The following is a 13,700-nucleotide window of genomic DNA, read 5'->3' on the forward strand; positions in this document are numbered from 1 at the left end:
CGGGCTTCATCGCCGGTAACGATCAGGTCTGGTTTGCCTGCTGCATGCCGCGAAATTCGTTCCAGGCCTCGTTCAGCCGCCGGGTCCGCGCCTCGGCCAGACGGATGGCCTCGGGTGGCAGGCCGCGCGCGATGGCGCGGTCCGGATGGGCGTCGAGGATCAGCGCGCGCCACCGCTTGCGTGCGGTGGGCAGCGGCGTGTCCGGGGCGATCCCCAGCACTTCGCAGGGCGGGCACCCGCGGTTGGGGTCATGGCGCATTCTGATCGTGGCGATCTGTGCCTGCGTCATGCCAAAGATGCGACCGACCTCATCGATGAAGGTCACCTCGGCATCATGCATCTCGCCATCGGCAAGCGCGATGATGAACAGCCCTTCGATCACGTCGGACAAGACGGGATCCGCAGGCGGGAACATCGCGGCGATCCGTTTCGCCCAGGCATCAAAGCCTGCGACATCCTGACGGGCGAGGTCAAAGACGCGGGCCGCGTTCTTTTCCTCGGCGCGCGGGATGACGAAGATGCGGCGAAAGGCGGCGACCTCGGCTTTCACAACTGCCCCATCTGCCTTGGCCAGCTTGGCTCCTAGCGCGATCACCGCGATGGTGAAGGCCACCGAGCGTTCGGGCGGCACCGAGGCGCGGCGCGGCGACAGCATCGCTGCCAATCGGTCGCCGATTCGCTGCCAGAAGCTGCGCGGCTTGGGTAATTCGGGTGCCGAAGGTGTGGTTGTGGCCTGATCCATCATGCTGCCAAGATTATCCGGGATGGCCGGAAGGGGCCAGCGCCTAGAGGCTGCCCAGCAGGATATAGCGTTGTCCCAGCCAATATGTCGGCCATAGTGCATAGGCCAGCGAGCGTCTTGGCGCGACAAAGAGATGTATCCCCAAAAGCAGGTCGGACAGCAGGAACAGCCCTGCACCCACAGCCGTGGCGGTCTGATCGCCCGGCAGTGTCAGGGCGGCCAGCGCCATGGCGGTGATGATCAACACATAGCCCGCGACCGGCCAGCGCAGATCGCCTGTGCGCGGGATCAGCCAGATCGCCGTGGATGCTGCCAGTGCCAGCATGACCAGCCCGTAGGGCCAGTTCTGCCAGGCATTGGCGGGCGTCCACATCAGTTTTGCATAGGCCAGATGACCGATGGCGAACGCCGCCATACCCGCCAGGAATGCCAGCTTGCCGGGCCTCGACAGCGCGAAATCGCCGGCCGCACCAAAGCCCAGTCCTGCCACCAGCAGGGCCGGGGCGCCCGACAGATAGGCTGACACTGCAAGCAGCGCCGTCGACAGCGTCTTTGTGATGCTGCCTGCCCAAGAGGGCGCCGCTGTCACAAAGCGCAGCCAATAAGTCGCCGCACATCCAAACGCCGCAAGAATCACGCCAGCAGATCCTTGCCCATAAAGACCAAGTCGTGGAACTGGCCGAATTTCCAACCGGCCGCAGGGACCCGGCCCCATTCGGAATAGCCCATGCGGTCGTGAAACCGCAGCGATCCGCTGTTTGAGCCGGTGATGCCGCCGATCATCAGCCGTCGCCCGGCCGCGCGGGCGTGATCCTCGAGATGTTCCAACAACGCGCGACCCAGCCCGGTGCCACGCGCCGCGGCGGCAAGATAGACCGTATGTTCTACAGATCGCGCATAGCCCAGACCGCCGCGAAACTGGGAATAGGTGCCAAAACCGATGATCTCACCTTCGCGCTGCGCAACCACATGGGCATGGCCGTCCCGCTGACGCTGGCCGATGATCTCCGCGACCTCGGCCGTGCTGCGTTCGCTGGGCCAGAAGGTGACGGTCGTGTCGCGAATGAAAGGGTTCCAGATGGCGGCAACCGCATCTGCGTCGTCAATGTGCGTGTCTCTGATCACAGCACAACCTCGCCCCGGGGCGTGGACAATCGGGCTGTTAGACGTGCGGCCCCCGTTCTGACCTTGATGCGCGGATCGTCTGGCAAGATGGCGGGCTGTTTCGCGTGCGCGAGGTTCAGACCAGTCAGGCGCAGCCCGTGATCGGGCATCCGGTCTGCGGGATGCGGGCCATCGCCCCAGTCGATTTGCAGAGGCGCGACGCCATCCTGCGCGCTGGTCCCGCTGTCCGGAATGGTGATCTGCCAGCGCAGATCACCGCGCGCGGCCTGCATCACGCTACTGCTTGGCTGGGGTTGCAAGGGGCTGGTGCGGATCACCCAGGCGACCAGCCGCGGCGGGCCACCAAACTGATCCAACCCGAACCAGCGTGGATAGGGCGGGGGCGTGGCGTCGGGATCAATGGCGATCAGTTCAAGATATTCCCGATCCCCCAACCGCCACAGCCGGTTATGGGTGCCCATAAAGCCGTGTTTGCCGCCCGGCTCCGGTGCCGCGCCGAGCAGATCGGTCAGCCAGACCTCGCCCTCGGCCAGCGTTTCGGCAGCGATGACGATGTGATCGAAGGCCGGTGCCGCCATCAGCCGCGATGCGCGCCTGCCGCCAGATCGCGGACGAAATCCAGGATCTCGGGCACGGGGCGGCCCTCGCCGATCAGCTTGACGATGGCGGTGCCGACGACGCTGCCATCGGCCACGCTGGCCACGGCTTGCGCCGCTTCCGGTGTGTTGATACCAAATCCGACCACCACGGGCAGATTTGCCGCTTTGCGGATGCGGGCGACCTCGGGGGCTACTTCGGCGGCGTCTGCGGCCTTGCCGCCGGTGATGCCGGTGACGCTGACGTAATAGACAAAGCCCGATGTGTTCTTGACCACGGCGGGCAGGCGGCGATCATCGGTGGTGGGTGTCGCCAGGCGGATGAAGTTCAGACCGGCCTTGCCTGCCGGAATGCACAGTTCGCTGTCTTCTTCGGGCGGCAGATCGACGATAATCAGACCGTCCACGCCTGCCTCGACGGCGTCGGAAAGAAAGCGATCGACGCTGCCCTGACGCGCATAGATCGGGTTGTAATAACCCATCAGGACGATCGGCGTTTCATCGTCCGTCTCACGAAACTTGCGCAGGATATCCAGTGTGCGGGTGACACTGCCACCTTGGGCCAGCGCGCGTTGACCTGCCGCCTGAATGGTCGGGCCGTCGGCCATCGGATCGGTGAAGGGCATGCCCAGTTCGATGATATCCACGCCCGCCTCTGGCATGCCGCGCATGATCTCCAAGGTGGTCGCGTCATCTGGGTCCGAGGCCATGATGTAGGCAACAAAGGCCTTTTTGCCCTGCTCACCAAGCCGTGCAAACGTGTCGTCGATTCTGGTCATGTGCCGCGTGCCCCGTATCTGTCGGCTGACAGGACTAGCTTGCATGGCCGGGCTGCGCAATCGGGGGCAGGGATTAAGGCCGTGCGTGGTCAGGATGGGCGGCGGCGAAGGCAGGTATCGGTGCCAGTTTCCCGGCAACCCGTCGAATGCGCGGCAGGGCGGACAGATCGACGCCCCAACGTTCGGCATTATAGAGCTGCGGGATCAGGCAGATATCGGCCAGCGTCACCGTTTCGCCCCAGCAATAATCGTCACCGGGCAGCATCTCTTCGACGGCGGCCAGGCCGGGCGCGATGAAATGCTGCATCCAGTCCTTCATGGTCAGCCCGCCATTCGAGGCCGCCACGGCAAAGCGCGCGGTACCCAGATTGCAGATCGGATGAATGTCGATGGCCATGGCATGGGCGATGGCGCGGATATGGGCACGATTTTCGGCATTTCCCGGCAGCAGGCCCAGCCCGCGCGTTTCGTCGAGATAGTCGATGATCGCCAGCGACTGGGAAAAGCGATGCCCGTCGATCTCGATCACCGGGACCAGCCCTTGCGGATTCCGCGCCAGATGTTCGGGCGATCTTTGCGCGCCTTCGACCAGATCAACCGGGATGCTCTGCCAGTCCAGCCCGGCCAGACCAAGTGCGATGCGGACGCGGTAGCTGGCCGAGGACCGCCAGTAATCATAAAGCGTAATCACGACAGATCTTCCGTGTTCAGGATATCAAGCGCGGCATTTACGGCATCAAGGTGATCGCCCAGCAACGTTTCCAGCCGCTCTTGATAGGCAAGGGCGACGGGCAGCAACCGGGCCATCAGCGCATGGCCCTTTTCCGTCAGCGACATGCGCACCAGCCGCCGGTCCGATTCGTTTTCGATCTTAACGATCAAACCCTGTTCCGCCAGTCGCGCGGCTGCACGGCTGACCTTGGATTTCTCAAGATTGACCATCTGGCCAAGCTCGCCCACCCCGGCCTCGCCCGAATCAAGCAAGTGAACCAGCACCCGCCAGTCGGCGCGGGATATGTCATGGATCTCACGATACTGGCTGGCGAGTCCGGTGCTGATACGCTGCGCAGCCACGCTTATTCTATAGGGCAAAAAGCCCGACAAGTCGAAGTCTGGCACCTGTACAGACATGTTTCACCTCTTTCGTTGCCGCGGGTCGCTTTCCCTAAAATCACGCGAGTTCGTATCAATCGCAACGATTTTCTTGACATCATTGCAAATGCAACGAATACTGTGTCCCGAAGCAGACAGTCCGGCAGCGTGGCCGGGCAGGGGGAAAAGATGACCAGACATGACCTGCCGAATGGCATGATCCGGGCAACCGATGCGACCGGCACGACGCCGGGCTACATGCCGGGCTTTGGCAATGATTTCGAAACCGAGGCGCTGTCCGGTGCGCTGCCGCAGGGGATGAACAGCCCGCAGCGGGTGAACTATGGGCTTTACGGCGAACAGCTGTCGGGAACCGCCTTTACCGCGCCCAGCCATCAGAACGAACGGACCTGGTGTTATCGCATCCGGCCATCGGTCAAGCATTCGGGACGCTATCAGCCGGTTGATCTGCCTTATTGGAAAACCGCGCCGCATATCCCGCAAGGAGTGACCTCGCTTGGTCAGTACCGTTGGGACCCGGTGCCCCATACCGATCAACCGCTGACATGGCTGACGGGGATGCGGACCATGACCACGGCGGGCGATGTGAACACGCAGGTGGGCATGTCCAGCCATATCTACCTGGTCACGGAATCGATGGTCGACGCCTATTTCTACTCGGCCGACAGCGAATTGCTGATCGTCCCGCAAGAGGGCCGGCTGCGTTTTGCGACCGAACTGGGCGTCATCGACCTCGCGCCGCAGGAAATCGCCATCATTCCGCGTGGTCTGGTGTACCGCGTCGAGGTGCTGGAAGGTCCTTGCCGGGGCTTTGTCTGCGAGAATTACGGCCAGAAGTTCGAACTGCCGGGGCGCGGCCCGATCGGGGCCAATTGCATGGCCAACCGGCGCGACTTCAAGACGCCTGTGGCCGCATTCGAGGACCGCGAGGTGCCGTCGACGCTGACCATCAAGTGGTGCGGCCAGTTTCATCAATGCGAGATCGGGCATTCGCCGCTGGATGTGGTCGCCTGGCATGGCAATTACGCACCGGTGAAATACGATCTGGAGACCTATTGCCCGGTCGGCTCGATCCTGTTCGATCACCCCGATCCCTCGATCTTTACCGTGCTGACCGCGCCCTCGGGCGTCGAAGGCACGGCGAATATCGACTTTGTGCTGTTCCGCGAGCGCTGGATGGTGATGGAAGACACCTTCCGCCCGCCCTGGTACCACAAGAACGTCATGTCCGAGATGATGGGCAATATCTATGGCCAGTATGACGCCAAGCCGCAGGGCTTTGTGCCTGGCGGGATGAGCCTGCATAACATGATGCTGCCCCATGGACCGGATCGCGAGGCGTTCGAAAAGGCATCGACTGCCGATCTTGGGCCCGAAAAGCTGGACAATACCATGTCCTTCATGTTCGAGACCCGCTTTCCCCAGCACCTGACGGAATTCGCCGGGCGCGAGGCGCCTTTGCAGGACGATTATGTCACCTGCTGGGACGGGATCGAGAAGAAATTCGACGGTACGCCGGGGTTGAAATGATGGAAGCCGGGGGCGCTTCGCCCCCCGGACCCCCCGAGGATATTTTGATGAAGAAGAAAGGAGCCGCGGCATGTCGTTGATGCGGTCGTGGATTGAAAGCGCGAATTCGGCCAAGACGGATTTCCCGCTGAACAACTTGCCTTATGGCGTGTTCGATGACGGGCGTGGCGCGCGGATGGGTGTGGCCATTGGCGACATGATCCTTGATGTCGCGCGGGTCGATCACGGGCTGGATCATGCGCTGTTCGCGGCGCCCGAGTGGAATGCCGTCATGGCGGCGGGGCCGAAGGTCTGGGCGGCGCTGCGGGCGCGTTTGACCGAATTGCTGTCTGACGAGGCGCATCGTGATGCCGTCGAGCCGCACCTGATCGAGGTGGCGAGCGCGCGTTTGCTGATGCCGTTCAGGGTCAGCGAATATACCGACTTTTACGCAGGCAAGAACCATGCCGTAAACGTCGGCACCATGTTCCGGGGCGCCGAGAACGCGCTGCCGCCGAACTGGTTGTCGATCCCGATCGGATATAATGGCCGGGCGTCCTCTGTCGTGGTTTCGGGCACGGATGTGATGCGGCCCTGGGGCCAGTTGAAGGGGCCTGATGAGGCATTGCCGCGCTTTGCGCCTTCGGCCCGGTTCGATCTGGAACTGGAAATGGGGGCAATTGTCGGTCAGCCATCCGAGGGGATGGTGTCGGTGGCAGAAGCCGATCAGATGATCTTTGGCTATGTGCTGCTGAATGACTGGTCGGCGCGCGATATCCAGGCGTGGGAATATCAGCCGCTTGGGCCGTTCCAGGCCAAGGCGACGGCGACGACCATCAGCCCCTGGATCGTGACCGCTGCCGCGTTGGAGCCGTTCCGAACCTCGACCCCTGAACGGGAACGGGACCTGCTGCCCTATCTGCGCGAGCCGTCACCGATGCTGTATGACATCGCGCTGGAGGTCGGGCTGACGCCAGAGGGCAGGCCCGAGACGGTGATCGCGCGGACCAATTACGCGCAGATGTATTATTCGGCGGCCCAGCAATTGACGCATCACGCGACAAGCGGCTGCCCCATGCGGGTTGGCGATCTGCTGGGATCGGGGACGATTTCGGGGTCGGAAAAGGACAGCCGTGGCTCGCTCTTGGAGTTGAGCTGGGGCGGAAAGGAACCGCTGGCGCTGGAAAGCGGTGAGACACGCAGTTTCCTCGAGGATGGCGATCGTCTGACCTTGCGGGGTGCCGCCGAGGGTGACGGATATCGGGTTGGCTTTGGTGACTGCACCGGGGTGATACGTCCGGCGCGTGACCTGCCAAACTGGGCGAAGGAGTAACAACATGGCCAAGGCATTCGCGTCGCAAGGCGACATGGAAGAAAAGACGATCAGCTTTACGCAAGTGGGCGAGGGGCTCTACGCCTTTACCGCCGAGGGGGATCCGAATACCGGCGTGATCATCGGCGACGACAGCGTCATGATCGTCGAGGCGCAGGCGACCCCGCGTCTGGCGCGCAAGGTCATCGACTGTGTGCGCGGCGTCACCGACAAGCCGATCAGCCATCTGGTGCTGACGCATTATCATGCTGTGCGCGTGCTGGGCGCCAGCGCCTATGGTGCACGCGAAGTGATCATGTCCGACACCGCCGCCGCCATGGTCGAAGAACGCGGGCAAGAGGACTGGGACAGCGAATTCGGCCGTTTCCCGCGTTTGTTCCAGGGGCATGAGGAAATTCCCGGTCTGACCCGCCCGACGACGACATTCAGCGACCGGATGACGGTTTATCTGGGCCGCCGCCGCGTTGATATCATGCATCTGGGCCGTGCTCATACCGCCGGCGATGCCGTCGTCTGGGTGCCCGATCAAGAGGTGATGTTCACCGGCGATATCGTTGAATATCACAGCGCATGTTACTGTGGTGACGGGCATTTCGGCGATTGGTCCGAAACGCTTGCCAATATCGCAGCCTATGAGCCCAAATCCATCGCGCCGGGGCGCGGCGATGCGCTGGTCGGCGAAGAGATGGTGGCAGACGCCATCGCCAATACCGCAGATTTCGTTGACAGCAGCTACAAGCCGGTGGCCCGCGTCGTCGCGCGCGGTGGCAGCCTGAAAGAGGCGTGGGATGCTGTGCGCGAAGCCTGCGATCCGAAGTTCGCCGATTACGCCATCTACGAGCATTGCCTGCCGTTCAATGTCGCCCGTGCCTATGACGAGGCGCGCGGGATCGACACGCCACGGATCTGGACCGCCGATCGCGACCGCCAGATGTGGGACGATCTGCAGGGCTGAACGCAGGACTTGGCGCGCAAACGAGGGAGGAGGCGGCGTGTTGGACGACCGTTATAAACTGGCTTTCAGGCTGTATCCGTATGAACGGAGCTCCGATCAGGATGCAGCGGAACCCGTGCGTCATCCGGTCGTCATCATGGGTGGCGGGCCGATCGGCATGGCGCTGGCGCTGGATCTGGGGTTGCAGGGCAAACCGGTTCTGGTGCTCGACGACCACGAAGGCGTGGGTCGCGGCAGCCGCGCAATCTGCTTTGCCAAGCGCACGCTGGAAATTGCGGATCGCTATGGCTGCGGCCAGCCGATGCTGGACAAGGGCGTGCAGTGGAATGTGGGGCGTGTGCTGCACCGCGATAGCCAGGTCTTTGAATTCAACCTGCTGCCCGAGGACGGTCACCAATACCCGGCCTTCATCAATCTGGGGCAGCCTGATTTCGAGCGCTTTATCGTTGAACGGATCCGCGTGGCGCAAGCCGAGGGCGCGCCGATCGAAATTCGCGGCAAGAACCGGGTAGCAGCCGTCACCGCGGCTGCAGATCATGTGACCCTGGACCTTGAGACGCCCGATGGTCCCTATCAGCTGAAAGCCGATTGGCTGGTGGGCTGCGATGGTGCGAGTTCGCCTTTGCGCGGGATGCTGGGGCTGGGATTTGAAGGGCGCGTGTTTCAGGACAGTTTCCTGATCGCCGATATCCGGATGCAGGCCGATTTCCCGACCGAGCGCCGGTTCTGGTTCGAGCCATCGTTCAAATCCTCGGGCGCCTCGGCCTTGTTGCACAAACAGCCCGATGGCGTCTGGCGGATCGACTTTCAGATCGGTTGGGACGTGGACCGCGACGAAGAGCGCAAGGAAGAAAATGTCCGCGCGCGGCTGGACGCGATGCTTGGTCCCGATGTCAGCTATGAGATCGTCTGGTCTTCGATCTATACCTTCCAATGCCGCCGGATGGATAAATTCCGCCATGGCCGGGTGATATTCGCCGGCGATTCGGCGCATCAGGTGTCGCCCTTTGGCGCACGCGGGGCCAATTCGGGTCTGCAGGATGTGGACAATCTGGGCTGGAAGCTGGGGCTTGTGCTGGACGGATATGCGCCTGATGCCCTGCTCGACAGTTATTGTGACGAGCGTCGTCACGCGGCGGATGAGAACATCCTGAATTCGACACGTGCGACCGATTTCATCACGCCGAAATCATCGGCCAGCCAACTGTTCCGCAATGCGGTGCTGGACCTTGCACGCGATCACGATTTTGCCCGGCCGCTGGTCAATTCCGGTCGGTTGTCGGTGCCCTGCACCTATGACGGCTTGCCGCTGATTGGTCCCGATGCACTGCCCGGTGGTCCGGCGCGCACGCGGCCCGGCAGTGCCTGCCCGGATGCGCCGCTGGATGGCGGCTATCTGCTGCCGCGCCTTGGCAACGGGTTCACCATCCTCGCCATCAACGCCGATGCACCGCAGGATCTGACCGAAGATGGCGTCACGGCGACGCGCGTCGCGCTGACAACCTCTGGCGCGGTCGCGAATGGCCTGACCGAGCGCTATCTGGGGCAGGCGGAACAGGCGGTTTATCTGATCCGCCCTGACCAGCATGTCGCCGCCCGCTGGGATCGTTTCGACGAGACCGCGCTGCGAGCGGCGCTGCGGCAGGCCTGCGGAAGGGGATAAGCGAATGACCACTCTCAATACCAAACCTAACATCAACGATCCGGACGGCTTTTACGCCGAACTGATCGCCGTCCATGACGGCCTGACGGATGACGAAAGTGCGGCACTGAATGCGCGGCTTATCCTGCTGCTTTCCAATCACATTGGTGATCGCGCCACACTGACAAAAGCATTGACCGAGGCCAAAAAGGTCCGGCAAAACCGGGAGGAAACCTGACTATGATCCACTTGAAAAACGCCCTTCGCGTCAGCCTTGCAGGGGCCACGGCGGCCATCGCGTTGACGGCGGCTCCGGCCTTTGCCGAGACAGAACTGGTGATGTCCAGCTGGCTGCCGCCGCGCCATCCCATCGTTGTCAACGCGATGACACACTGGGCCGAGCAGGTCGAAGAGGTCACCGACGGGCGCGTCACCGTGCGCATTCTGGCCCGGCCTCTGGGTGAGCCGCCTGCGCATTTCGACATGGCGAAGGACGGCGTGGCCGACATCACCTATGGCCTGCATTCCTTTACCACCGATGACAGGTTCACCCGCTCGCGCATTGGTCAGTTTTCCTTCATCGGCGATGATGCGGTCACCAGCTCGCAGGCGTTCTGGAACATCTATTCCGGCCCGCTGGAGGCGCAGCAGGAACATGAGGGCACCAAGCTGCTGGGCCTTTTTGTCCATGGCCCCGGTGTGCTGTGGAGCAATCAGCGTCAGGCCGAAACCAAGGACGACATTGCCGGTCAGAAGATCCGTGTTCCCGGCGGCTATATCGCTGATCTGATGTCGGATCTGGGCGCCGAGACCTTGTTCATGTCCTCGCCCGAGGTCTATGAAAAACTGTCGCGCGGCGTGATCGACGGGGTGACCTTCACCTACGAGGCGCTGACGGCGTTCAATCTGACCGATGATCTGAAATTCGGCATGACGGTGCCGGGCGGGCTGTATAACACCACCTGGTTCCTGGTCATGAATGAGGCCAAGTGGGGCGAAATTTCGCCAGAAGATCAGGCGGCGATCGAAGGTATCTCGGGCGAGGCATTTGCCGAACTCGTGGGCACGGCCTGGAATGACGCCGATGCGGCCGCGATGGACAAGATCAGCGAAGCTGGCATCCAGATCGCGCCGGCGCCCGATGCCCTGCTGGAAGAGATCAAGACAGATGCGGAAAAGTACGAAAAGGCATGGGCCGATGCGATCGCAGAGGGCGGTTATGACGGCGCTGCCGCGCTGTCCGACCTGCGGGCTGCAACCGGCGTTTCGTTCTGATCCATGGATCGCCCTGACACAACAAACAATGCGCTGCCCCCTCGGTCGAGGGGGCAGACGTTACAGCGCTGGCTCGAGGCCTCTTTGGGCATCGCCGCCGGGCTGATCCTGATGGCGTTGGTGCTGATCACCTGCATCGACGTGATCGGGCGCTATATCTTGTCAGCGCCGCTGACCGGCGCGTTCGAGATGACCGAAATTCTGGTGGCCGCGCTGGTCTTTGCTGCGCTGCCACTGACAAGCGAGCGCAGTGAGCATGTCGAGGTCGATCTGCTGGCCTCGTTCATCGGCGAGGGCTTTGGGCGGCTGCTGACCCGGTTTGGCGGCCTGTTCTCTGCCGCGCTGCTGGCGACCTTTTCCTGGCGGCTTTGGATTTATGCCGTGCAGTTGCTGCATGACGGCGCGGTGACGAACGCGCTTGGCCTGTCGATGGCGCCGCTTGGGTTCTTTGCCAGCCTTTCCTGCCTGCTCAGCGCCGCGATCATGCTGTATCGCGCCTTTGTCCCATCGCTTACAGACCCGGTGCCGGGCAAGGAGACCACCCCATGACAGAGTCGCTGATCGGCTTTGGCGTCCTGCTGTTTCTATTGTTGCTGCGGGTTCCCATCGCTTTTGCCATGGCCGCCGTTGGCGGCATAGGCTTTGCCCTTTTGCGCGGCTGGCAGCCGGCATGGTCGATGACGGGCACAGTCGTCTTTGACACGGCGCTGTCCTACAGCCTGTCGGTCATTCCGCTGTTTATCTTCATGGGCAATGTCCTTGCTGCCTCGGGCGTGGCGCACGGCCTGTTCGCCGGTGCGAACCGTCTCTTTGGCCGCACGCGCGGCGGTCTGGCGCTGGCCTCGGTCCTGTCTTGCGGTGCATTCTCGGCGGTTTGCGGATCGTCGCTGGCCACGGCAGCGACCATGTCCAAGGTCGCGATGCCCTCGATGCGGCGCTTTGGCTATGATGACCGGCTGGCCACGGGGTCCATCGCGGCAGGCGGTACCCTTGGCATCCTGATCCCGCCAAGCGTGATCCTGATCATCTATGGGCTGCTGACCGAGACCGATATCGCGAAGCTGTTCGTCGCAGGCGTGGTGCCCGGCATTCTTGGCATCCTACTCTATCTGGCGGCGGTCAAACTCGCGGTTGCGGTGAACCCTTCGCTGGCGCCTGAACGCGAAGACCGCGAACCGATGAGCCGCACGGACCGTATCGGCGTGATCTGCGTGCTGGGCCTGTTTCTGTTCATCATGGTGGGCATCTATGGAGATTTCTTCACGCCGACCGAGGCTGCGGGCATGGGCGCGGGTGCATCTATCCTGATCGCGGTGGGAATGCGGATGATGAAATGGCAGGATTTCCGCGCTGCGGCTCTGGATACGATCCGGGCCACGGCGATGATTTTCGCGGTCATCATCGGCGCTGAACTGTTCACCAATTTCATAAACTTCGCTGGCCTTCCTGATGCGTTGTCCAGCATCGTTCTGGATCACGAAATGCCGGTCTGGATGGTGATGGCTTTCATCATGCTGGTCTATCTGATCCTGGGCTGCGTGCTGGAAAGCCTGTCCATGGTGCTGCTGACCGTGCCGGTCTTTTATCCGCTGATGTATCAGTTGCCCTTCGAGAACGAGCTGCTTCAGAACCCTGAATATGCGCTGATCTGGTTCGCCATCGTCGTCGTCGTCGCGACCGAGATCAGTCTGATCACACCGCCGGTCGGGATGAATGTGTTCGTGCTCAAGGGTGTCTTGAAGGACGTGTCGCTGTCGACGGTTTTCCGCGGGGTGCTGCCCTTCTGGATCGCAGATATCGTGCGGCTGACATTGCTCTTGCTGGTGCCTTGGCTGTCGCTGTGGCTGGTGGGGTTGATGTGATGCAGTTGGACGAGTTCTTTCCCTATCGTCTGGCCGTCGCCTCCGAGACGTTCTCGCGCAATCTGGCTGATGTTTATGTGAATGAATTCGGGCTCAACCGCGAAGAATGGCGGCTGCTGTTCCTGCTCGCACGGGCAGGGCGGCTGACATCCAGCGATCTGGCGCGGCGGACGACACTGGACAAGGTCCAGGTCAGCCGCGCCTCTCAGAGGCTCGAGAAAAAGCGGCTGATCACCCGTGATGTGCCCATTCAGGACCGACGGTTACGCGAATATACCTGCACCGAGGCGGGCAAACGCCTGTTCGACAAGGCCCTGCCCAGAGTGCGGGCAAGGGCCGAGGAAATGCTGTCGCATCTGTCCACGGCGGATCGTGCCGCGTTACAGCAGGGCGTGGCTGCACTGGCCGTCGCATTGGGCAAGGGCCAGGCCGCAGAGGCGGAGGATACCGACGGCTAGGCGACCGTCTGATCATGGCGCTGCCAGATCGGAAACGGTGCAGGCAGAGCGTGCCAGTCTGACGGATTGTCTCGGGCCTCAAGGTCGTGGCGACATGCCGCGATATCGTAGGTTCCCACCATCGCGTTCTCGGCCCTGATCAGCGCGCTGATGCCGCCATGTGATACAACGGCAGTCAACTCGAAAATCCTGCAATAATCGGATGCGGCGCCGACTTCCTGCGTTTCTGCATCCTGCTTGCGGCCGAGGTTGATGATTTCACGCCGCGGCGCAGGCTTCTGCCCATTGACGCGACGCGGTGCTTGGGCCAT

Annotated in this window: 17 protein-coding genes; 9 read left to right on the forward strand and 8 right to left on the reverse strand. The window is 62.3% G+C overall.

The window, feature by feature from the left end:
* Nucleotides 1-22: 22 nt before the first annotated feature.
* From CUV01_RS15355 to CUV01_RS15385, 7 genes are all read right to left on the reverse strand, one after another.
* Complete coding sequence (locus CUV01_RS15355) at nucleotides 23-745, reverse strand: molecular chaperone DjiA (RefSeq protein WP_198731833.1); 723 nt, start codon at nucleotides 743-745, stop codon at nucleotides 23-25.
* A gap of 40 nt (nucleotides 746-785) precedes the next feature.
* Nucleotides 786-1,379, reverse strand: a complete 594-nt coding sequence (locus CUV01_RS15360) for a lysoplasmalogenase family protein (protein ID WP_157994878.1) — start codon at nucleotides 1,377-1,379, stop codon at nucleotides 786-788.
* Nucleotides 1,376-1,867 (reverse strand): GNAT family N-acetyltransferase, encoded by a 492-nt coding sequence (locus tag CUV01_RS15365; protein ID WP_101461236.1) that lies wholly within the window; start codon nucleotides 1,865-1,867, stop codon nucleotides 1,376-1,378. The genes CUV01_RS15360 and CUV01_RS15365 overlap by 4 nt, the downstream gene beginning before the upstream one ends.
* Nucleotides 1,864-2,445: a VOC family protein gene (locus CUV01_RS15370; RefSeq protein ID WP_101461237.1), complete on the reverse strand. Its 582-nt coding sequence runs from the start codon at nucleotides 2,443-2,445 to the stop codon at nucleotides 1,864-1,866. Before CUV01_RS15370 ends, CUV01_RS15365 begins: the two co-directional genes overlap by 4 nt.
* On the reverse strand, nucleotides 2,445-3,242 hold the full coding sequence (gene trpA, locus CUV01_RS15375) for a tryptophan synthase subunit alpha (protein ID WP_101461238.1): 798 nt from the start codon (nucleotides 3,240-3,242) through the stop codon (nucleotides 2,445-2,447). The genes CUV01_RS15370 and trpA overlap by 1 nt, the downstream gene beginning before the upstream one ends.
* 73 nt (nucleotides 3,243-3,315) lie before the next feature.
* Entirely contained in the window at nucleotides 3,316-3,933 is a 618-nt protein-coding gene (gene maiA / locus CUV01_RS15380) for a maleylacetoacetate isomerase (protein ID WP_101461239.1), read from the reverse strand.
* Nucleotides 3,930-4,373 (reverse strand): MarR family winged helix-turn-helix transcriptional regulator, encoded by a 444-nt coding sequence (locus CUV01_RS15385; protein ID WP_101461240.1) that lies wholly within the window; start codon nucleotides 4,371-4,373, stop codon nucleotides 3,930-3,932. Before CUV01_RS15385 ends, maiA begins: the two co-directional genes overlap by 4 nt.
* Before the next feature lie 150 nt (nucleotides 4,374-4,523).
* Here CUV01_RS15385 and hmgA point away from each other — a divergent pair, with 150 nt between their 5' ends.
* From hmgA to CUV01_RS15430, 9 genes are all read left to right on the forward strand, one after another.
* The gene (hmgA, locus tag CUV01_RS15390) at nucleotides 4,524-5,885 is read left to right on the forward strand and encodes a homogentisate 1,2-dioxygenase (RefSeq protein ID WP_101462153.1); all 1,362 of its coding nucleotides are present in this window, start codon (nucleotides 4,524-4,526) and stop codon (nucleotides 5,883-5,885) included.
* 70 nt (nucleotides 5,886-5,955) lie between these two features.
* Nucleotides 5,956-7,197 carry a fumarylacetoacetase gene (gene fahA, locus CUV01_RS15395; RefSeq protein WP_101461241.1) on the forward strand — a complete coding sequence of 414 codons (1,242 nt, stop codon included), beginning with the start codon at nucleotides 5,956-5,958 and terminating at the stop codon, nucleotides 7,195-7,197.
* A gap of 4 nt (nucleotides 7,198-7,201) precedes the next feature.
* On the forward strand, nucleotides 7,202-8,152 hold the full coding sequence (locus CUV01_RS15400; RefSeq protein WP_101461242.1) for an MBL fold metallo-hydrolase: 951 nt from the start codon (nucleotides 7,202-7,204) through the stop codon (nucleotides 8,150-8,152).
* 37 nt (nucleotides 8,153-8,189) lie between these two features.
* Complete coding sequence (locus CUV01_RS15405) at nucleotides 8,190-9,815, forward strand: FAD-dependent oxidoreductase (protein WP_101461243.1); 1,626 nt, start codon at nucleotides 8,190-8,192, stop codon at nucleotides 9,813-9,815.
* 4 nt (nucleotides 9,816-9,819) lie between these two features.
* Nucleotides 9,820-10,032, forward strand: a complete 213-nt coding sequence (locus CUV01_RS15410) for a DUF2783 domain-containing protein (RefSeq protein WP_101461244.1) — start codon at nucleotides 9,820-9,822, stop codon at nucleotides 10,030-10,032.
* A gap of 2 nt (nucleotides 10,033-10,034) precedes the next feature.
* Nucleotides 10,035-11,069, forward strand: coding sequence for a TRAP transporter substrate-binding protein (locus CUV01_RS15415; protein ID WP_101461245.1), 1,035 nt, complete (start codon nucleotides 10,035-10,037; stop codon nucleotides 11,067-11,069).
* Nucleotides 11,070-11,153: 84 nt separating this feature from the next.
* Nucleotides 11,154-11,618, forward strand: coding sequence for a TRAP transporter small permease (locus CUV01_RS15420; RefSeq protein ID WP_157994879.1), 465 nt, complete (start codon nucleotides 11,154-11,156; stop codon nucleotides 11,616-11,618).
* Entirely contained in the window at nucleotides 11,615-12,931 is a 1,317-nt protein-coding gene (locus CUV01_RS15425; RefSeq protein WP_101461247.1) for a TRAP transporter large permease, read from the forward strand. The genes CUV01_RS15420 and CUV01_RS15425 overlap by 4 nt, the downstream gene beginning before the upstream one ends.
* Nucleotides 12,931-13,389, forward strand: a complete 459-nt coding sequence (locus CUV01_RS15430) for a MarR family winged helix-turn-helix transcriptional regulator (RefSeq protein ID WP_101461248.1) — start codon at nucleotides 12,931-12,933, stop codon at nucleotides 13,387-13,389. Before CUV01_RS15425 ends, CUV01_RS15430 begins: the two co-directional genes overlap by 1 nt.
* Here CUV01_RS15430 and CUV01_RS15435 read toward each other — a convergent pair.
* Nucleotides 13,386-13,700: a hypothetical protein gene (locus tag CUV01_RS15435; RefSeq protein WP_101461249.1), complete on the reverse strand. Its 315-nt coding sequence runs from the start codon at nucleotides 13,698-13,700 to the stop codon at nucleotides 13,386-13,388. The genes CUV01_RS15430 and CUV01_RS15435 overlap by 4 nt on opposite strands.

The organism is Paracoccus tegillarcae (assembly GCF_002847305.1).
Lineage (GTDB): Bacteria > Pseudomonadota > Alphaproteobacteria > Rhodobacterales > Rhodobacteraceae > Paracoccus > Paracoccus tegillarcae.